Genomic DNA, 21,428 nt, shown 5'->3' with positions numbered 1-21,428 from the left:
ATGTTGACAAGGGCCTTGCCCCAACTCACAGAACCTAACCTGATTGCTCTTAAAACCTCCGAAGTCAACTCACGTATTACGCTCACTCCAAACACTCTCTTAACATGGTTTGTATATGTTTATTAGCGAACAAGAGTTATTATGCTAAAAAGTCAAGAGGGACAAGGGATTTGTTTGAATTTTTTTATAATTTTGAGGAGAACACGCTATAATATGGGTAATTGAAGGTGAAAATAGACATAATTCTAAGTAATAAAACATGGGCTATAGTCTTATTTTCATATTAAGGGGGGCATTAGCCATACCTAGTTTTAGCTATTATGATTATTGTAAATGGGATGAATCAGTACGTGTTGAACTCATTGATGGGGAAGTTTATGATATGACACCCTCCCCATCTAGAAGGCATCAAGAAATCCTTGGCGAATTGTTTACTGAATTTAATACCTTCTTACGTGATAAAAAATGCAAAGTATTTATTGCTCCCTTTGATGTAAGGTTGTTAAGTGAAAGTAAAAAGGATGATAAAGTCTTCAATGTTGTCCAATCCGACTTAACTATTGTATGCGACCCATCCAAATTAGATGATCGTGGTTGCAACGGTAGTCCGAATTTTATCCTTGAGGTCTTGTCACCATCCACTACAAAACATGATCGCTGGCGAAAATATAAATTGTATGAAAAATCTGGAGTTCGAGAGTACTGGATTGTAGATGTTCATAACGAGACAGTCGAAATTTTTTTATTAAATGATGGTGGGGTCTATCAGTTAAGCGGTGTATATTCTAAAGAGGATTATGTCGAGGTAATTACAGTTGAAGGATTAAAGATTGAGCTAGATAAGATTTTTATTTAATTACAGCATAAAACATAGCTTTATAATGTACAACAGCCGTTCCAATTGGAGCGGCTGTTGTACATTGGATTAAGTTTTTTAAGTCAGGAGGTTATACCTTATTGAGCCCCTTCTTCACCCTTCATTTCAGCTTGAATTGTATGAATTTTAAAAGAACCTTCTTCTACTTCCTCAATTGCCATTTTAACCGTTTCATTAAAAGTCTCCACTTTGTCTGTTTCTTTATTATGTCCAGAAACAGTTACGTCCCCTTGATAATAGAAGCTTTTTTCATCAATACCCATTACTTTCTCATTATCCGTTTCCAATTTTATGTCATCGAACAGACCCGCAATACCATTATCAAAAAACGCCTCTATCCCCGTTACGTAAGGTGCTGGATCCTTAAAAATATCATATACAGGCTCAAGCTCCTCACGTGTTGCAGCACCTAACCGCTCTACATACCAAACATTTAAAATATCATGGCTTACAGTCATCATTTGCTCTTCCGAATACGCAGTTGGTGGCGTCTCCGGTATTGTCTCCTCTTGAGATTTTTCAGGATTTTCAGCAACAGGTTCTTGATTTTCCTCTGCTCGATTGCAGCCAAACACTGCAATTGATAAAGCCAACAAAAGCACGACTAATTTTAGTAATAGTTTATTCATTATTATTCTCCTTCATTAAAGTAATACTAATTTCACAAGCTGATACAAACTCTAACATATAGTTTTTCCAAAATATAGTGGACTTAAAATATAAAAACAATAAACGTTAGCACTTGAGGTTAACTATGATTTATAATATATAATGAGAAATCATAAAGGAGGCTTATTGTATGAGTACAAAAGAGGAAGTTATCAAAATGATAAAAAATTTACCTGATGACGCTACAATTGAAGATATTATGGAGGAGCTTTATGTCCATGCAAAAATCGATAAAGGGATTAAAGAATTAAACAGTGGAACATTTATTACTCACGATGATGTAAAGGAAAAGTTAAAGAAATGGCTCATTTAATATGGTCTCCCTCTGCAGTTAAAGATTTAGAAGAAATATGTAACTACATTTCTAAAGATTCTGAAGAGGATGCAAGACAATTTGCAAAAAAGATTATTGATACTATTGATGGTTTATACGACTTCCCATACGCAGGTAGAATAGTTCCGGAGATAAAAAAGAAAACAATTAGAGAAAAACTAATTAATCATTATCGCATTATATACCGACTAAAGGTTGATACAATAGAAATAGTAAGGATTATGCATAGCGCAAGAGTACTAAACAATTTAAACCAATAACGTATTATTAATGGTTACCCCTAATAGCTCCCATAAAACAGTCAAGATTCTTCAAAAAATTCACTTCAATTTATTTTACCTATTTTATGTTAGTTTCTTATTACTTCCGCAAAATTTATAAATCTTTAAAATGAATGCTATCTTAACAAACTACTTTCGTAACAGGAAATCAGATTTCTATTGTTGAATAGTAATATATAGTTAGTTTTATAAAACAAATATAAGGAGACGACCATCGTGAGTTTTTTTAGAAAATTAAGAGACAAAGGTGCCTTTGATTTCATTGCAGATTGGGCCGATTCGCAAAATGAAAAATTAGATAAGCTTGATAAAAAAGTAAATCACAAGCTTGATACAGTGAAACTCCATCAGTGGTGGTTTTCCACTGATGGTTAGTTGAACTAATCGGGTTTTTACGGGCAGTTGATTCCCAATTTCGATATACTTTCAATTGAAATTCGGAAAGGGAATCATTACTGCCCGTTAATACGGGATAAGCTCGGAGATACGCTTGAGGATATCGGCGATAAAGCTGATGCAGCACTAGGAACTGGAGACTATAAATACGCAACTGCTGAACAACGTAAAAAAGCACTCACTTCTTCAATGAAGAAAACCACAAACAGGTCCAAAACAAAAGTCGAGTACGGTGATGTGATCGGCATTTCAAGAATGGGTGGGCTTTATGAGCATTATGGTGTGTATGTTGGCAACAATCGCGTCATTCATTTTACATCGATGGATTCTGATACATCGAACGATAACGAAATCATGGAAACGGATATGGCCCACTTCTTAAAAGATCAAACATCGTTTTTTATCTTAGATTTTGAAGAAATGATTTACGGTGATGATGATCAGCCAACTAAAGTCCCTGTTTCTTCTGAATTTGCTCCACCAACTCCTAAAATCCCAGATAAATATCTTATGAAGCTATACTCGCCTTCTGAAACAGTACAGCGAGCAAAAAGTAAAATAGGCTGTAATGGATATAACCTTGCTTTCAATAACTGCGAGCATTTTGCAATTTGGTGCAAAACAGGACTACATAAGAGTTATCAAGTAGAAGGTGCGGTCAGTGGCAGTAAGGGGCATAAAATTGTGGTGAGGTAAAATTTTCCAAGAAAATAATATGAAGTATTTTCGCCAATAAATACTCTGTATATCCAGGATTATCCCAGTAATATCAATACCTACTTAGATATAATAAAAACAGCCGATTTTAACCCTTATGGGGAAAAATCGGCTTAGTTTGTTTATTTTAAACTTTTATTCTTCTATAAAACGAATCCATGCTTCATTTCCATCAGGACGATAGTACCCTTCGTGACTAGTTGAAGCTTCTTCAATATCATGATAGGACCATTGACTAGGTTTAACATCAGGCCATGTTGGTGTAAACTCACCATACAACCCACCTCTGTTTAATACCCTATTAATAATCACAACCGCTTCTTCTCTCGTTAAATTCTTTGATGGGTAAAATAATCCGTCTGGATAGCCTTTCATAATACCTTTTTCTTGTAATTTTTCGATATCATTTCTTGCCCAATGTGACGTTATATCCTTGAAGGAGTATTCAGAATATCCTTGATTAGTATCCTTCATATATCTAAGAATCGTAGCTGCCATTTCACCTCTTGTGATTGGCTTATTCGGATAGAAATTTCCATCCTCATAGCCGACCATCAATTTGGCATTATTCATAATCTTGATCGCATCTGATCCCCAGAATGATTTAGGAACATCTGGATATGAAACATCCGTCATTGGCGCGTCTTCTACCTCTAGAATACGCGAAAGTATAGCTGCCATCTCGGCTCTTGTAATGTTGTTTAAAGGCTTAAATTGTCCATCAGGATAACCATTAACATATCTTAGATGTTCGAAATGCAGCGCAAATTTTATACCATTACTTTTAACAGAATCACCATCTGAATCTTTTACAGTTGCATAAATATCATGAACTCCTTCCTTTAACAAGGAAATATCTATGGAGTAAGTAAATTCTCCTTGAGAATCAGCTTTTACAGTACCAATAGATTTTTCGTCAAGATAAATCGTAACTTCTTTATTCGGAACTGTTTCTCCATTGATTTTAAGCTCGTTTTCCGATATTTCATGGTCTGTTATGGTGACTTTAAGTTCATTTGTGCTACTTGATGATGAACCTCCGCCACCTCCGCTTGGTGGTTGTGGTGGTACAACTTTAAAGAACGTAAAGGTACTAAATTTGCTAATACTAAAAGTTAAACCAATCGGACGCCCATTACCATCAACTACAATCGTACCATTTTGATTTGGCGTAATAATTTCAATGGTTCCATCTGTATGTTCTATGAGTAGGCGCAATCGACTCACTTCATTAGCTGTTATATTTACATTGTCTAGTGGTAAAGTGATCTCTGTTGAATAGCCGGTATAATTCGTTTCTATTTCCCTAGGAATATCTAAAACTTCTAACGAATTATTCCCCGCTTCATTCTGCATTTCATTTCTAGTTCGTTGAATCACTTCATTCCTTTTTTCCTGAGACCGAATCGGAACGATATGGAAGAACAAGTCGATTCCAGCATTCTTCATTCCAGTCAACGAAGCCGCAGGAATGTTAATTGATGCTTCTGGTGTATTTACCTTCAGTGTATTATTGATTTGACCTAATGCACCTGCCAAGATTTCAACACCGATTTCATCTGCTCTTACATTCGACCCATTTGGCTTATCATCAAATGAGATTTCCACATCGTCTTGAGCAGCTGGTAAAGCATCCCCTTTAACTAGAAGTTTATCCACTAACTGTCCACTTACAGCATTATCATTACTTGTAAGGGATGTTCGAGTGACTTCTATACCAGCATTACTGATATTTCCACTTTCAACTTGAACATCATTTGTACTCGGTTTTGTCTCTTTTTCTGTTTTATACAATGTACCTTTTACAATCAGTAAAAATGTTCGTTCGTACTCGTTGCCATTCTTCGTACCTTTTGCAGTCAAAATGACACTCGTATCATTCGGCTGGCGGTGTACAGTAGCAGTGTATTCCGGGAAGATTCTTCCTTCTTCTATTATAAATCCTGTTCCAACCTCAACTACATTTGGTTTATCAGATGTCCATGTAATAGTAGTATCGGATTGATCTTTAACAAGAAATACGGGTTTAGTAACACTTTCCCAAATATCACCTTCAGAATAACGAACGGCTACTTTAGGGTAAACATTAACTTTATTAGAAGGATCTCCTTCGTTACCAGCCACTGTTTCTGTTACATAATAGTCAATTCCTTCAGGAACGTCTGTAAACTGAAGGATCCCCTCTTCATTTGGAGTTCCAGTCTTGATGATCACGTCTTTATTATTATAAAGACTTACAGTTGATCCTGGTGTCGCTCCATGAACTGTAACAGTTTTGACTCCATCTTCACTTCCTATAGCCTTTAGGACATTCACATTATTCGATTTCCCACTTGTTTGCCCATTGATTGATTGAGTAACCGTATAATTAATGCCTGCCGGAACATCGTTAAAGGTTGCACTTCCATTCTGATCTGCAGTAATCTTGCCAACTTCATTACCATCTTTGTCGTATAAAATGACCTCTGCTCCCGGAATGGAACCATGAACAGTAACTGAACCAGAGCCGTCAGTGGTAGCTGTAATTGCCGGAGCACTTGGTATAATTGTCAAGCTCCGCGTTACTTCTTGCGCGGCATTGCCGGCTGCATCACTGACATTGTAGCGGATTGTGTAGACGCCTGGTGTTGCTGTGTCCGCCGGTATTCCGGTGGTGACGATATCGTTGCTTATGTCGCCATCGGTTTCGTCTGTTGCGGTGGCTCCTGCATCAGTGTAAGTAGTTCCCGCTATGATTTGTACAGATGGTTCGCCAACTAGCGTGATTACTGGAACAGTATTATCCACATGGATTGGACCTGTGACATCACTTTCAATATCATTAACAGTTTGCTTAACTGTGTAATCCCCTTCCGGAAGATCTGTAAATGTGATCGTTCCATCGTTATCTGCTGTTCCCGTTTTTACCCCATTACCTTCTTCATCATACAACGTTACTGTTTCGTTTGGCGTTGCACCTGTTACTTCCACTTTACCTGAGCTGCCTGTTGCAGTTGGAGTGGTTGGTGCGATTGTTAACGTTCGGGTTACCTCTTGAGCTTGATTCCCAGCTGTATCACTAACATTGTAGCGAATTGTGTAAGTGCCTGGTGTTGCAGTATCTGCTGGTATTCCTGTGATGACGATATTATTGCTGATGTCGCCATCGGTTTCATCTGTCGCATTTGCTCCTGCATCCGTGTAAGTTGCTCCTGCTATGATCCGTACGGCTGGATCACCAACTAGCGAGATCACTGGGCCTGTAGTATCTACATGGATTGGGTCAGTGGCGTCACCTTCGACATCGTTAACGGTTTGCTTAACTGTGTAGGTTCCTTCTGGAACATCTGTAAAAGTTATTGTTCCATCGTTATCTGCTGTTCCCGTTTTTACAACATTACCTTCTTCATCGTACAACGTTACGGTTGCGTTTGGCGTTGCACCTGTTACATCCACTTTACCAGAGCTTCCAGTTCCGGTTGGTGTGGTTGGTGCGATTGTTAACGTTCGGGTTACCTCTTGAGCTTGATTCCCAGCTGTATCGCTAACGTTGTAGCGAATTGTGTAAGTGCCTGGTGTTGCTGTGTCTGCTGGTATTCCTGCGATGACGATATTGTTGCTTATGTCGCCATCGGTTTCGTCTGTTGCAGTTGCTCCTGCATCGGTGTAAGCAGTTCCAGCTATGATCCGTACGGCTGGATCACCAACTAGCGTGATCACTGGGCCTGTAGTATCTACATAGATTGGGCCTGTAGCATCACCTTCGACATCGTTAACGGTTTGCTTAACTGTGTAGGTTCCTTCTGGAACATCTGTAAAAGTTATTGTTCCATCGTTATCTGCTGTTCCCGTTTTTACAACATTACCTTCTTCATCGTACAACGTTACGGTTGCGTTTGGCGTTGCACCTGTTACATCCACTTTACCAGAGCTGCCTGTTCCGGTTGGTGTGGTTGGTGCGATTGTTAACGTTCGGGTTACCTCTTGAGCTTGATTCCCAGCTGTATCGCTAACGTTGTAGCGAATTGTGTAAGTGCCTGGTGTTGCTGTGTCTGCTGGTATTCCTGCGATGACGATATTGTTGCTTATGTCGCCATCGGTTTCGTCTGTTGCAGTTGCTCCTGCATCGGTGTAAGCAGTTCCAGCTATGATCCGTACGGCTGGATCACCAACTAGCGTGATCACTGGGCCTGTAGTATCTACATAGATTGGGCCTGTAGCATCACCTTCGACATCGTTAACGGTTTGCTTAACTGTGTAGGTTCCTTCTGGAACATCTGTAAAAGTTATTGTTCCATCGTTATCTGCTGTTCCCGTTTTTACAACATTACCTTCTTCATCGTACAACGTTACGGTTGCGTTTGGCGTTGCACCTGTTACATCCACTTTACCAGAGCTTCCAGTTCCGGTTGGTGTGGTTGGTGCGATTGTTAACGTTCGGGTTACCTCTTGAGCTTGATTCCCAGCTGTATCGCTAACGTTGTAGCGAATTGTGTAAGTGCCTGGTGTTGCTGTGTCTGCTGGTATTCCTGCGATGACGATATTGTTGCTTATGTCGCCATCGGTTTCGTCTGTTGCAGTTGCTCCTGCATCGGTGTAAGCAGTTCCAGCTATGATCCGTACGGCTGGATCACCAACTAGCGAGATCACTGGTTTTGTTGAATCGACTTGTATTAGGTTTGAAGTATCGCTTTCAATACCATTTACAGTTTGCTTAACCGTATAATTACCACTTGTAAGGTCTGTAAATGTTATACTTCCGTCGTTATCCGCTGTTCCTGTTGTTACCTCATTACCAACTGCATCGTATAGTGTTACCGTTGCGTTTGGCGTTGCACCCGTTACCTCCACTTTACCAGAGCTGCCTGTTCCAGTTGGTGCTGCTGGCGCTATGGTCAACGTACGGGTTACCTCTTGCGCTTGATTCCCAGCTGTATCGCTAACGTTGTAGCGAATTGTGTAAGTGCCTGGTGTTGCTGTGTCTGCTGGTATTTCTGCGATGACGATATTGTTGCTTATGTCGCCATCGGTTTCGTCGGTTGCAGATGCTCCGGCATCGGTGTAAGTAGCTCCAGCTATAATTCGCACGGCTGGATCACCAACTAGTGTGATCACTGGCTTTGTTGAATCTACATATATCTGGTTGGATAGATCACTTTCGACGCTATTTACAGTTTGCTTTACTGTATAGTTCCCACTAGTAAGATCTGTAAATGTTATCCTTCCGCTATCATCTGCTGTTCCTGTTGTTACCTCATTACCATTTGCATCGTATAGTGTTACCGTTGCGTTTGGCGTTGCACCTTTTACTTCCACTTTACCTGAACTTCCAGTTCCGGTTGGTGCTACTGGCGCAATTGTCAGCGTACGAGTTACTTCTTGCGCTTGATTCCCAGCTGTATCGCTAACGTTGTAGTTAATTGTGTAAGTGCCTGGTGTTGTGGTGTTTGCTGGTATTCCTGTGATGACGATATTGTTGCTTATGTCGCCATCGGTTTCGTCTGTTGCGTTAGCTCCTGAATCCGTGTAAGTTGCTCCTGCTACGATTCGTACGGCCGGGTCACCAACTAGCGCGATCACTGGTTTAGTTGAATCCACATATATCTGGCTCGATGCATCACTCTCAACATCATTTACAGTTTGCTTAACTGTATAATTACCAGTTGTAAGGTCTGTAAATGTTATCGTTCCGTCGTTGTCAGCTGTTCCTGTTGTTACCTCATTACCATTTGCATCGTACAACGTTACCGTTGCGTTTGGTGTTGCACCCGTTACATCTACTTTGCCAGAACTTCCTGTTCCAGTTGGTGCTGCTGGCGCTATGGTCAACGTACGGGTTACCTCCTGCGCTTGATTTCCAGCTGCATCGCTAACATTGAAGCGAATTGTGTAAGTGCCTGGTGTTGTTGTGTCTGCTGGTATTCCTGTGATGACGATATTGTTGCTTATGTCGCCATCGGTTTCGTCTGTTGCGTTAGCTCCTGAATCCGTGTAAGTTGCTCCTGCTACGATTCGTACGGCCGGGTCACCAACTAGCGCGATCACTGGTTTAGTTGAATCCACATATATCTGGCTCGATGCATCACTCTCAACATCATTTACAGTTTGCTTAACTGTATAATTACCAGTTGTAAGGTCTGTAAATGTTATCGTTCCGTCGTTGTCAGCTGTTCCTGTTGTTACCTCATTACCATTTGCATCGTACAACGTTACCGTTGCGTTTGGTGTTGCACCCGTTACATCTACTTTGCCAGAACTTCCTGTTCCAGTTGGTGCTGCTGGCGCTATGGTCAACGTACGGGTTACCTCCTGCGCTTGATTTCCAGCTGCATCGCTAACATTGAAGCGAATTGTGTAAGTGCCTGGTGTTGTTGTGTCTGCTGGTATTCCTGCGATGACGATATTGTTGCTTATGTCGCCATCGGTTTCGTCTGTTGCAGATGCTCCGGCATCGGTGTAAGTAGCTCCAGCTATAATTCGCACGGCTGGATCACCAACTAGTGTGATCACTGGGCCTGTAGTATCTACAAAGATTGGGCCAGTGGCGTCACCTTCGACACCGTTAACAGTTTGCTTAACTGTATAGGTACCTTCTGGAAGATCTGTAAAAGTTATCGTTCCATCGTTATCTGCTGTTCCCGTTTTAACGGCATTGCCATCCTCATCATATAACGTTACCGTTGCGTTTGGCGTTGCACCTGTTACTTCCACTTTACCTGAGCTGCCTGTTCCGGTTGGAGTCGTTGGTGCAATTGTTAACGTTCGGGTTACTTCTTGCGCTTGGTTTCCAGCTGTATCGCTAACGTTGTAGCGAATTGTGTAAATGCCTGGTGTTGCTGTATCTGCTGGTATTCCTGTGATGACGATATTGTTGCTTATGTCGCCATCGGTTTCGTCTGTTGCGTTAGCTCCTGAATCCGTGTAAGTTGCTCCTGCTACGATTCGTACGGCCGGGTCACCAACTAGCGCGATCACTGGTTTAGTTGAATCCACATATATCTGGCTCGATGCATCACTCTCAACATCATTTACAGTTTGCTTAACTGTATAATTACCAGTTGTAAGGTCTGTAAATGTTATCGTTCCGTCGTTGTCAGCTGTTCCTGTTGTTACCTCATTACCATTTGCATCGTACAACGTTACCGTTGCGTTTGGTGTTGCACCCGTTACATCTACTTTGCCAGAACTTCCTGTTCCAGTTGGTGCTGCTGGCGCTATGGTCAACGTACGGGTTACCTCCTGCGCTTGATTTCCAGCTGCATCGCTAACATTGAAGCGAATTGTGTAAGTGCCTGGTGTTGTTGTGTCTGCTGGTATTCCTGCGATGACGATATTGTTGCTTATGTCGCCATCGGTTTCGTCTGTTGCAGATGCTCCGGCATCGGTGTAAGTAGCTCCAGCTATAATTCGCACGGCTGGATCACCAACTAGTGTGATCACTGGGCCTGTAGTATCTACAAAGATTGGGCCAGTGGCGTCACCTTCGACACCGTTAACAGTTTGCTTAACTGTATAGGTACCTTCTGGAAGATCTGTAAAAGTTATCGTTCCATCGTTATCTGCTGTTCCCGTTTTAACGGCATTGCCATCCTCATCATATAACGTTACCGTTGCGTTTGGCGTTGCACCTGTTACTTCCACTTTACCTGAGCTGCCTGTTCCGGTTGGAGTCGTTGGTGCAATTGTTAACGTTCGGGTTACTTCTTGCGCTTGGTTTCCAGCTGTATCGCTAACGTTGTAGCGAATTGTGTAAATGCCTGGTGTTGCTGTATCTGCTGGTATTCCATTTACGCTAAGTTTATTTGTTAGATCTCCATCTTTTTCGTCTATTGCAGTTGCTCCTGCATCAGTATAAGTAGCTCCCGCAATGATTCGGACTGCAGGATCACCAACCAGCGTGATCACCGGTTTTGTTGAATCTACATATATCTGGTTGGATTCATCACTATCCACTCCATTTACAGTTTGCTTAACAGTATAATTTCCACTTGTAAGATCTGTAAATGTTATATTTCCTTCACCATCTGCTGTTCCTGTTGTTACCTCATTACCATTTGCATCGTATAGTGTTACCGTTGCGTTTGGCGTTGCACCCGTTACATCCACTTTACCTGAACTTCCAGTTCCGGTTGGTGCTGCTGGCGCTATTGTTAACGTCCGCGTTACTTCCTGCGCAGCATTGCCGGCTGCATCGCTGACGTTGTAAAGAATTGTGTATGTGCCTGGTGTATTAATGTTTTCTGGTATTCCTGTTACGTTAATATTATTTGTTAAGTCTCCATCCGTTTCATCTGTCGCGTTAGCTCCTGCATCAGTGTAAGTTGCTCCCGCAATGATTCGGACAGCTGGATCACCAACTAGCGTGATCACCGGTTTTGTTGAATCTACATATATCTGGTTGGATTCATCACTATCCACTCCATTTACAGTTTGCTTAACAGTATAATTTCCACTTGTAAGATCTGTAAATGTTATACTTCCTTCACCATCTGCTGTTCCTGTTGTTACCTCATTACCATTTGCATCGTACAACGTTACTGTTGCATCTGGCATGGCTCCCGTTACATCAACTTTTCCTGAACTTCCAGTTCCGATTGGTGCAGCTGGGGCTATGGTTAGCGTACGCGTTACTTCCTGAGCTTGATTCCCAGCCATATCGCTAACGTTGTAATGAATTGTGTAAGTGCCTGGTGTATTAATGTTATCAGGTAATCCTGTTACGTTAATATTATTTGTTAAGTCTCCATCCGTTTCATCTGTCGCGTTAGCTCCTGCATCAGTGTAAGTTGCTCCCGCAATGATTCGGACAGCTGGATCACCAACTAGCGTGATCACCGGTTTTGTTGAATCTACATATATCTGGCTCGATGCATCACTTTCAACACCATTTACAGTTTGCTTAACAGTATAGTTTCCGCTTGTAAGATCTGTAAATGTTATCGTTCCGTCGTTGTCAGCTGTTCCTGTTGTTACCTCATCACCATTTGCATCGTACAACGTTACCGTTTCATTTGGTGTTGCACCCGTTACATCCACTTTACCTGAACTTCCAGTTCCGATTGGTGCAGCTGGCGCTATAGTTAACGTTCGCGTTACTTCTTGCGCTGCGTTGCCCGCTGTATCGGTGACGTTGTAACGAATTGTGTAAGTGCCTGGTGTATTAATGTTTTCTGGTATTCCTGTTACGTTAATATTATTTGTTAAGTCTCCATCCGTTTCATCTGTCGCGTTAGCTCCTGCATCAGTGTAAGTTGCTCCCGCAATGATTCGGACAGCTGGATCACCAACTAGCGTGATCACCGGTTTTGTTGAATCTACATTTATCTGGTTGGATTCATCACTATCCACTCCATTTACAGTTTGCTTAACTGTATAATTACCACTTGTAAGATCTGTAAATGTTAGATGGCCTTCGCCATTTGCAGTTCCTGTTGTTACAACATCACCATTGGTATCGTATAGTGTTACAGTCGCATTTGGCATTGCTCCAGTGACATTCACTTCCCCTGAACTTCCTATTCCGGTAGGTGTCGCTGGCGCTATTGTCAGCGTACGGGTTACTTCTTGCGCTGCATTGCCTGCTGTATCACTGACATTGTAACCAATTGTGTAAATCCCTGGTGCTGTTGTGGTATCTGGCACTCCTGTGATAGTAATTTTATTTGTTAAGTCTCCATCCGTTTCATCTATCGCGTTAGCACCTGCATCAGTGTAAGTTGCTCCTGCTATGATTCGAACAGCTGGATCACCAACTAGCGTGATCACTGGTTTTGTTGAATCTACATATATCTGGTTGGATTCATCACTATCCACTCCATTTACAGTTTGCTTAACCGTATAATTTCCACTTGTAAGATCTGTAAATGTTATACTTCCTTCACCATCTGCTGTTCCTGTTGTTACCTCATTACCACTTGCATCGTACAACGTTACTGTTGCATCTGGCATGGCTCCCGTTACATCAACTTTTCCTGAACTTCCAGTTCCGATTGGTGCAGCTGGGGCTATGGTTAGCGTACGCGTTACTTCCTGAGCTTGATTCCCAGCCATATCGCTAACGTTGTAATGAATTGTGTAAGTGCCTGGTGTATTAATGTTATCAGGTAATCCTGTTACGTTAATATTATTTGTTAAGTCTCCATCCGTTTCATCTGTCGCGTTAGCTCCTGCATCAGTGTAAGTTGCTCCCGCTATGATTCGGACAGCTGGATCACCAACTAGCGTGATCACCGGTTTTGTTGAATCTACATATATTTGGCTCGATGCATCACTTTCAACACCATTTACAGTTTGCTTAACAGTATAGTTTCCGCTTGTAAGATCTGTAAATGTTATCGTTCCGTCGTTGTCAGCTGTTCCTGTTGTTACCTCATCACCATTTGCATCGTACAACGTTACCGTTTCATTTGGTGTTGCACCCGTTACATCCACTTTACCTGAACTTCCAGTTCCGATTGGTGCAGCTGGCGCTATAGTTAACGTTCGCGTTACTTCTTGCGCTGCGTTGCCCGCTGTATCGGTGACGTTGTAACGAATTGTGTAAGTGCCTGGTGTATTAATGTTTTCTGGTATTCCTGTTACGTTAATATTATTTGTTAAGTCTCCATCCGTTTCATCTGTCGCGTTAGCTCCTGCATCAGTGTAAGTTGCTCCCGCAATGATTCGGACAGCTGGATCACCAACCAGCGTAATCACTGGTACTGTTGAATCTACTTGTATTGGGTTTGAAGTATCACTATCAATACCATTTACAGTTTGCTTAACCGTATAGGTACCACTTGTAAGGTCTGTAAATGTTATCCTTCCGTTGTCATCCGCTGTTCCTGTTGTTACCTCATCACCATTTACATCGTACAACGTTACCATTTCATTTGGTGTTGCACCCGTGACATCCACTTTACCTGAACTTCCAGTTCCGGTTGGTGCGGCTGGCGCTATTGTTAGCTTACGCGTTACTTCCTGAGCTTGATTCCCAGCCATATCGCTAACGTTGTAATGAATTGTATAAGTGCCTGGTGTATTAATGTTATCAGGTAATCCTGTTACGTTAATATTATTTGTTAAGTCTCCATCCGTTTCATCTGTCGCGTTAGCTCCTGCATCAGTATAAGTAGCTCCCGCAATGATTCGGACTGCAGTATCACCAACCAGCGTGATCACCGGTTTTGTTGAATCTACATATATCTGGCCAGATTTATCGCTATCAATGCCATTTACAGTTTGCTTAACCGTATAATTTCCACTTGAAAGGTCTGTAAATGTTATCCTTCCTTCACCATCTGCTAGTCCTGTTGTTACCTCATTAACATTTGCATCGTATAGTGTTACTGTTGCATCTGGCATCGCCCCCGTTACATCTACTTTACCTGAGCTTCCCATTCCGCTTGGTGCGGCTGGCGCTATTGTTAGCGTACGGGTTACTTCTTGCGCCGTATTCCCGGCTGCATCGCTGACGTTGTAACGAATTGTGTATGTCCCTGGTGCCGTTGTATCCGTTGGTACCCCTGCGACGTTAATTTTATTAGTTAAGTCACCATCTTTTTCGTCCGTCGCAGTTGCTCCTGCATCCGTATAAATTGCCCCTACAATGATTCGGACGGATGAATCACCAACTAGCGTGATCACTGGCGAATATGAGTCTATTGTTACTACATTTACCTGATTCCCATCACTCTCAATGCTATTAACAGTTTGCTTTACTGTATAAGTCCCATCTGATACTCCGGTAAATGTTATCGTCCCATCATCATTTGCTAGTCCTGTTTTTACGATATTATTCTCTGCATCATATAACGTTACCGTCTCATTTGGCATTGCACCAGTTACATTCACGGTTCCTGAACTTCCTGTTCCGCTCGGTGCAGGTGGCGCTATGGTCAACGTACGGGTTACTTCCTGCGCAGTATTACCACCTTCATCGCTGACGTTGTAACGAATTGTGTAAGTGCCTGGTGTATTAATGTTATCAGGTAATCCTGAAACGGTAATATTATTTGTTAAGTCGCCATCCGTTTCGTCTGTTGCAGTTGCCCCTGCATCAGTATAAGTAGTTCCTGCTATGATTCTTACGGCTGGATCACCAACTAGCGTAATCACCGGTTTTGTTGAATCTACATTTATCTGGCTTGATTCATCACTATCAACACCATTTACAGTTTGCTTAACCGTATAATTACCACTTGTAAGGTCTGTAAATGTTATTCTTCCGTTGTCATCCGCTGTTCCTGTCGTTACGACATTACCATTTGCATCGTACAACGTTACCGTTTCATTTGGTGTTGCACCAGTTACATCCACTTTACCTGAACTTCCGGTTCCAGTTGGTGCTGCTGGTGCTATTATCAACGTACGGGTTACTTCTTGCGCTGGATTTCCTGCTGTATCGCTTACATTATAACGGATTGTGTAGGTCCCTGGTGCTGTTGTGTTAGTTGGTTCTCCTGTAACGGTAATTTTATTAGTTAAATCTCCATCTTTTTCGTCTAATGCGGTAGCTCCTGCATCAGAATATTTCGCACCTGCTATTATCCTTATTGAGTTATCACCTTTTAACGTGATAACTGGTGCGTCTACATCTGCTGTTACAACCGTTATCGTATTAGATTCATCACTTTCTACCCCATTAACAGTTTGTTTCACCGTATAAGTTCCGTCCGCTACGTCTGTAAATGTAAACGTTCCATTGCCATCAGCTGTTCCTGTTTGTTCAACCTCACCATCTGCATTGTAAAGTTTCACCGGAGCATTTGGCATTGCCCCAGTTACATTCACCGTTCCGGAACTTCCGGTTCCAGTCGGCGCAGCTGGTGCTATGGTCAACGTACGGGTTACTTCTGGTGCTGCATTGCCTGTTGTATCGCTGACATTGTAACGGATTGTATAAGTTCCCGGAACAGAAGTATCTACTGGTAGCCCTGTAACTTTGATTTTATTAGTAAGGTCACCATCCTTTATATCTGATGCTGTTGCTCCTGCATCTATATATGCTGCTCCCGCTACAATCCTTATCGAGCTATTACCATTTAAAGTAATGACTGGTGCATCTGTATCAGTGGTATCTACTGTAATCGTATTAGATGCATCACTTTCAATACCATTAACAGTTTGCTTGACCGTATAAGTACCGTCCGCAACTCCGGTAAATGTTGTCGTTCCATCTCCATTTGCCGTGCCTGTTTTTACGACTTCTCCATCTGAATCGTATAAAGTTACTATGGCATCTGCAGTTGCCCCAGTTACATTCACTGTCCCTGAACTTCCGGTTCCAGTCGGAGCAGCTGGTGCTATCGTAAACGTCCGTGTTACTTCTGGTGCTGCATTGCCCGCTGAATCACTCACATTGTAGCGAATTGTATATGTTCCAGGTACAGAAGTGTCTGCTGGTAACCCTGTAACTTTGATTTTATTAGTAAGGTCACCATCCTTTATATCTGATGCAGTTGCTCCTGCATCTGTATATGCTGCCCCTGCTATAATCCTTACCGAGCTATTACCATTTAAAGTAATAATAGGTGCATCTGAATCTGCAGTTTCTACTGTAACCGTATTAGATGCATCACTTTCGATATCAATAACAGTTTGCTTGACCGTATAGTTCCCGCCCGCTACACCTGTAAATGTAAACGTTCCATCGCTATCCGCAGTTCCTGTTTGAACTGCATTTCCATCTGCATTGTATAATTTTAACGTTGCATTAGGATTCGCTCCACTTGCAATTACAGTGCCTGCACCACTCGTAGCATTAGGAGCTTTAGGTGCTATTGTTAAGGTCCGAGTTACTTCTTGCGCTGCATTTCCTGCTGAGTCACTCACATTGTACCGAATAGTATAAGTACCTATAGTATTTGTATCAGCTGGTAACCCGGTTACATCAATATTACCGCTAATATCACCATCTGTTTCGTCTTGAGCTGTAGCGCCTGCATCGTTATAGGTCGCTCCCTCGATAATCCTTATTGAGCTATCACCGTTTAGCGTTATGATAGGTGCATCTAAATCACCTGACACGACCGTTACTGGACTAGATTTTGCACTTTCTACCATATTAACTGTTTGCGTTACTGTATAAGTCCCGTCCGCAACGTCTATAAATGTATAATTGCCATTTCCATCTGCCGTTCCTGTTTGAACGATAGTCCCATCTGAATCATATAACTTTATAATCGCATTCGGTTGCCCACTTACAATCACTGTACCAGACCCTGCTGTTGCAGTCGGCGGACTTGGTGCTGTTGCGCCCGAACCTATCAGGTCTGCGGTACCATTTAGGGCATCATACTTAAAATAGCCTGAATCAGGAATTCTATCTTTATCTCTGGCTGTCGGTTGTTGACTGGCATTTGTTTGGGCCCATAACGGAAATGTTGCGTCCGCATTGAAATTAGCCCCAAATCCTAAATCTTGAAATAAAGAAAAGTCAACCCTTGCAACTACACTTACTAGTGACTCTTTAGTTCCTTCACCAAACCGAGTTATATCTGATTGATCTATGGAAACACTACCTGACCCAGTTAGGTTTACAACTGAAGAACTAAGTGTACTTTTAGAATCAAATAACAGCCATACCATCGCATTGGCTGTTGCCCCACTCTCGCTGGTTGATAACGCAGCCCCTAGATTGGTTGAAGCTAATTCAGCAGTTTTGTTGTCAAGCTGAACATCCCATCTAAAATAGATTGCATTAGCATCGTTCGCCACATAAAATTTTGTGAGTTCATATCCCCCACCCCCAGCATCGCTAGTTGAGTCAGGATAAAATACACTCACATTATTCCATGAACTTAGATCATTAATATCAATAGTTGTACGTGCCGCTTGAACACTTGATAAGGGTTGAAGAAAGTTGATAAACAACAAACTTACAAGCAGCATATTGATGAGTCGCCGTTTCTTCCGTATTAATTTTTTATAAGGCCTACCAGTCATTTTTTTCCCCCTTATTTACTTTTTTAAATAATTTTAATTTACTGATTACTTATTGCGTAGTGACTTTTAGTCATGAATATTTTAGAAAAACTCACTTTTCAAATTTTGAAATGACTCAATAAAATAAATGCACTAATTCTATATCCCTCATTACTTCAAACCCTTTTCTTTATTATCTATCCTTTTATCCCTATGAAACTGAGTCTACATATCTAATAGTTTTAGTATTATTCTATTGCAAATAAATTTTTATTATCTAAAAAAAGCTGCTATTTCACCATTATGTATGAAAACCCACTGAATCCTGAATACATGCCTAGAAAGGCTCGTTCAGGCAATATCAAGTTAAGTGTAAAGCTCAACTCTATTAATACTAATGCTAGTAAGGAGAGATAATGTGGAGTTTTATAGCCATTCATTTTGTTTTTACCTTTTTTTGCGGAGGTAGTAGTTGTAAACATTTCAATAAAATCTAGTTTTGAGGTTTAACGATTTTTTTAAAAGAATACTTTTTTTACTCACTTTAGATTCCCATGGTACCAACTCCTATCTTCCATACTTTTAAACACTGCATCCCTTTTGCACTAATCAAATCTAGTGCAATTGACACTCAAAAATTAACAACCTATCATTTTTCCAAATAAATTATAGTTCTATTGCCCTAAAAACTATTATATACAACACCCATATAGTTGAATACTATATTTATTCGACACATATCCCAGAACGGAAATTTTTTCGAAGATTATAATGGGATCGTGTCATTTTCTATATTAATTTGTATTTTCTAGCGCTAATCAAAAGCTATTAATTACTATTTTGGGGACATAGGTAACGATAGAACAATACCGTGATATGTAAGAGGTATTATTTTTAGTTGTTTAATTTTTTGAAGATTGGTAAAACTGTAGACATATTATATGGAATTTTATGGGAGAGAGATATGATCGGTTTATTAACTGCTATTTTAATTTTTAATCTATTAGCTTTTAAAACAAATACCACTCTATCGAGGACTCAAATTGCGCATATTTGGGCATTTACACTTGCTTTTCAAAATCTTTTTGACATCTTTGTTGATATTAAGTACACGGGATATTGGTATTTTACAAAGGATATTGATTGGGGTGGTCTACTAGCACATACTGTTTTGCTACCTCCGGTAAATATGATGTTTATCAACTGGTATCCGTTTAAAAGCTCTTACTGGAAACAAGCAGGCTATATTGCGATTTGGGTCATTATCATTTTAATTTACGAAACAATAGCATTGCTACCTGAACCATGGGGCTATTTTCATTATGGATGGTGGACTATTTGGCACTCGGTTATACTTAATCCGATATTATTTTTTATTCTGGTGACCTATTACAAAAGGTTTATACGAGGAAAGAGGATGGAGAGTCGAAATTCAGCAGTTCGGGCGTAATAGGGATGATATGTGATTTACATATTTTAATACAATAATGGCCCTTCATTAACTTACATGCTGCTTCTAAGCGGAATTTCTAGATTTATAGTCCATTTCAGGCCATTTATAATCCAAATTTTTGATTTCTAAGCGGATTTTAGAATTTGCAAGCGGTTTGGTTGGAGCTGCTCCATTAAGGATCTATCCTCAGCTCTAACCTGCGTCCCTTTTTAGTGAATTTTAAAGGCCGGTTTTAGGGTAATGCGGTACGCCCATGTGTGTGGTAATTTTCCTCATATTTAGTGACAAAAATACACGCACTATTTACAACTAGCTCATCCTCATAATAAAAAAAAGAGAAGAACAAGTAAACCGCTCCTCCCTTTCAGCTAAAACGAAAGCATCCTCGTTTCAGCACCACTATATTGAATTAATTCTCCCCATGTTTTATAACCGCGATCGATGAACTGCTGCAGCAGCTCACTATACAAAAATGCTGTCGTTAGTGCATCGCCTAAAGCAGAATGGCGCTCATAAATTCGCGTTCCGAAGGCGATCGCATATTGCTCTAAATCGCGCATATCTTTTGCTGTTGGACTTAAAAAACCAATCATATCTAATGTATCAATTGTTTTCGCTTTTTTTAAAACTTGTTTGGCACGGCGGAGCTCTTGTTTTAACACCAGCATATCAAATGCCACATAATGTCCGACCAGTGCCACGCTGTTGTTGCTTTTAATAAAATCAAGAAAGTTACCAATCGCATCGAGCGATTCAGGTGCGCTTTTCACCTTGTGATCGTTAATGCCTGTTAGTTCAGTTATTTCCGGAGGAATAGCACGCTTTGGCTTGACGTATGTTTGGTATGTATGATGTCCAAGCACTTCATATCCTCTCATATGTACCGCTCCAATTTCGATTAATCGGTCAGTAGTTGCCATTTGAAAGCCGGTTGTTTCTGTATCGTAAACTGTAAACGGAGTATCCCGAATAGGCGTAGACAATGGAAGTGTATCATCCAGTGGAATTGTTATTGAATTTCGCAGCCAAAACAAATGAACACCTCCTTTAGATCCATCCCCGTACTATACAAGTTTGGTACATTTGCTAATTGTGAACAGCCGTCCGATTTTTTAGCGGACATATAGTTCGTTATTCTTATAAAAATGCCTGTTTTTTAGAGTTTACCGGACATTTGATCCCTTATTTCAAAGAAATCGGCCCAAATATTGATGATTAACCTTAAATAAGAGCTTCAATGTCCGGAAAAGTTGTAAAATGGGCCTTTTTTATGCAAATAAGGGATTATATGTCCGGATAATTTCGCTTGAGATCACCAAGCACCTAATCAGCCTGTTCCATTCGACAAATTCCGGGAAGTGCCTGTCACTTGGCACTTTACAGTTTGATACATTTGCTATTTGTAATCAGCAGTCCTTTTTTTAGCGGACATATAGTTCGTTATTCTTATAAAATTGCCTGTTTTTTAGAGTTTACCGGACATTTGATCCCTTATTTCAAAGAAATTGGCCCAAATATTGATGATTAACCTTAAATAAGAGCTTCAATGTCCGGAAAAGTCGTAAAATGTGCCTTTTTTAAGCAAATAAGGGATTATATGTCCGGATAATTTCGCTTGAGATCACCAGCACCTAATCGGCTTGTTCCATTCGACAAATTCCGGGAAGTGCCTGTCACTTGGCACTTTACAGTTTGGTACATTTGCTATTTTTGTGATCAGCCGTCCGATTTTTTGCCGGACATATAGTTCGTTATTCTTATAAAATTGCCTGCTTTTTAGAGTTTACGATTAAGTCCGTATAATTGTGTAAAAAGAAA

The 21,428-nt window shown here is 40.8% G+C and carries 9 protein-coding genes; 6 read left to right on the top strand and 3 right to left on the bottom strand.

The features are described from left to right. Positions 1-259: 259 nt before the first annotated feature. Positions 260-856, top strand: a complete 597-nt coding sequence (locus C1724_RS18740) for a Uma2 family endonuclease (RefSeq protein WP_102348278.1) — start codon at positions 260-262, stop codon at positions 854-856. A gap of 98 nt (positions 857-954) precedes the next feature. Here the strand turns inward: C1724_RS18740 and C1724_RS18735 are convergent, their stop codons facing one another. Next, entirely contained in the window at positions 955-1,506 is a 552-nt protein-coding gene (locus C1724_RS18735) for a hypothetical protein (RefSeq protein WP_102348277.1), read from the bottom strand. 170 nt (positions 1,507-1,676) lie between these two features. Between C1724_RS18735 and C1724_RS18730 the strand changes: the two genes are divergently transcribed. From C1724_RS18730 to C1724_RS18720, 4 genes are all read left to right on the top strand, one after another. Beyond that, the gene (locus C1724_RS18730) at positions 1,677-1,859 is read left to right on the top strand and encodes a hypothetical protein (RefSeq protein WP_102348276.1); all 183 of its coding nucleotides are present in this window, start codon (positions 1,677-1,679) and stop codon (positions 1,857-1,859) included. Further along, positions 1,847-2,140 carry a type II toxin-antitoxin system RelE/ParE family toxin gene (locus tag C1724_RS18725; RefSeq protein WP_102348275.1) on the top strand — a complete coding sequence of 98 codons (294 nt, stop codon included), beginning with the start codon at positions 1,847-1,849 and terminating at the stop codon, positions 2,138-2,140. Before C1724_RS18730 ends, C1724_RS18725 begins: the two co-directional genes overlap by 13 nt. 237 nt (positions 2,141-2,377) lie before the next feature. Beyond that, entirely contained in the window at positions 2,378-2,536 is a 159-nt protein-coding gene (locus C1724_RS25745) for a hypothetical protein (protein ID WP_180994331.1), read from the top strand. A gap of 27 nt (positions 2,537-2,563) precedes the next feature. Next, on the top strand, positions 2,564-3,253 hold the full coding sequence (locus C1724_RS18720; protein ID WP_102348274.1) for a lecithin retinol acyltransferase family protein: 690 nt from the start codon (positions 2,564-2,566) through the stop codon (positions 3,251-3,253). A gap of 156 nt (positions 3,254-3,409) precedes the next feature. On the opposite strand, the gene C1724_RS18715 is transcribed toward C1724_RS18720, so the two are convergent. Further along, the gene (locus tag C1724_RS18715; RefSeq protein ID WP_102348273.1) at positions 3,410-18,178 is read right to left on the bottom strand and encodes an immunoglobulin-like domain-containing protein; all 14,769 of its coding nucleotides are present in this window, start codon (positions 18,176-18,178) and stop codon (positions 3,410-3,412) included. A gap of 943 nt (positions 18,179-19,121) precedes the next feature. Here C1724_RS18715 and C1724_RS18710 point away from each other — a divergent pair. Next, complete coding sequence (locus C1724_RS18710) at positions 19,122-19,607, top strand: hypothetical protein (protein ID WP_102348373.1); 486 nt, start codon at positions 19,122-19,124, stop codon at positions 19,605-19,607. 371 nt (positions 19,608-19,978) lie between these two features. On the opposite strand, the gene C1724_RS18705 is transcribed toward C1724_RS18710, so the two are convergent. Then, on the bottom strand, positions 19,979-20,644 hold the full coding sequence (locus tag C1724_RS18705; RefSeq protein ID WP_102348272.1) for a 3'-5' exonuclease: 666 nt from the start codon (positions 20,642-20,644) through the stop codon (positions 19,979-19,981). Positions 20,645-21,428 lie beyond the last annotated feature (784 nt).

The sequence above is a fragment of the Bacillus sp. Marseille-P3661 genome (assembly GCF_900240995.1).
Taxonomy (GTDB): Bacteria; Bacillota; Bacilli; order Bacillales; family Bacillaceae_J; genus OESV01.
This window is presented reverse-complemented; position numbering and strand designations above follow the sequence as displayed.

Coding starts and splice junctions, on each gene's coding strand:
- C1724_RS18740 (WP_102348278.1), top strand. CDS start 260: ATGGGCTATAGTCTTATTTTCATATTAAGGGGGGCATTAGCCATACCT.
- C1724_RS18735 (WP_102348277.1), bottom strand. CDS start 1,506: ATGAATAAACTATTACTAAAATTAGTCGTGCTTTTGTTGGCTTTATCA.
- C1724_RS18730 (WP_102348276.1), top strand. CDS start 1,677: ATGAGTACAAAAGAGGAAGTTATCAAAATGATAAAAAATTTACCTGAT.
- C1724_RS18725 (WP_102348275.1), top strand. CDS start 1,847: ATGGCTCATTTAATATGGTCTCCCTCTGCAGTTAAAGATTTAGAAGAA.
- C1724_RS18715 (WP_102348273.1), bottom strand. CDS start 18,178: ATGACTGGTAGGCCTTATAAAAAATTAATACGGAAGAAACGGCGACTC.
- C1724_RS18710 (WP_102348373.1), top strand. CDS start 19,122: ATGATCGGTTTATTAACTGCTATTTTAATTTTTAATCTATTAGCTTTT.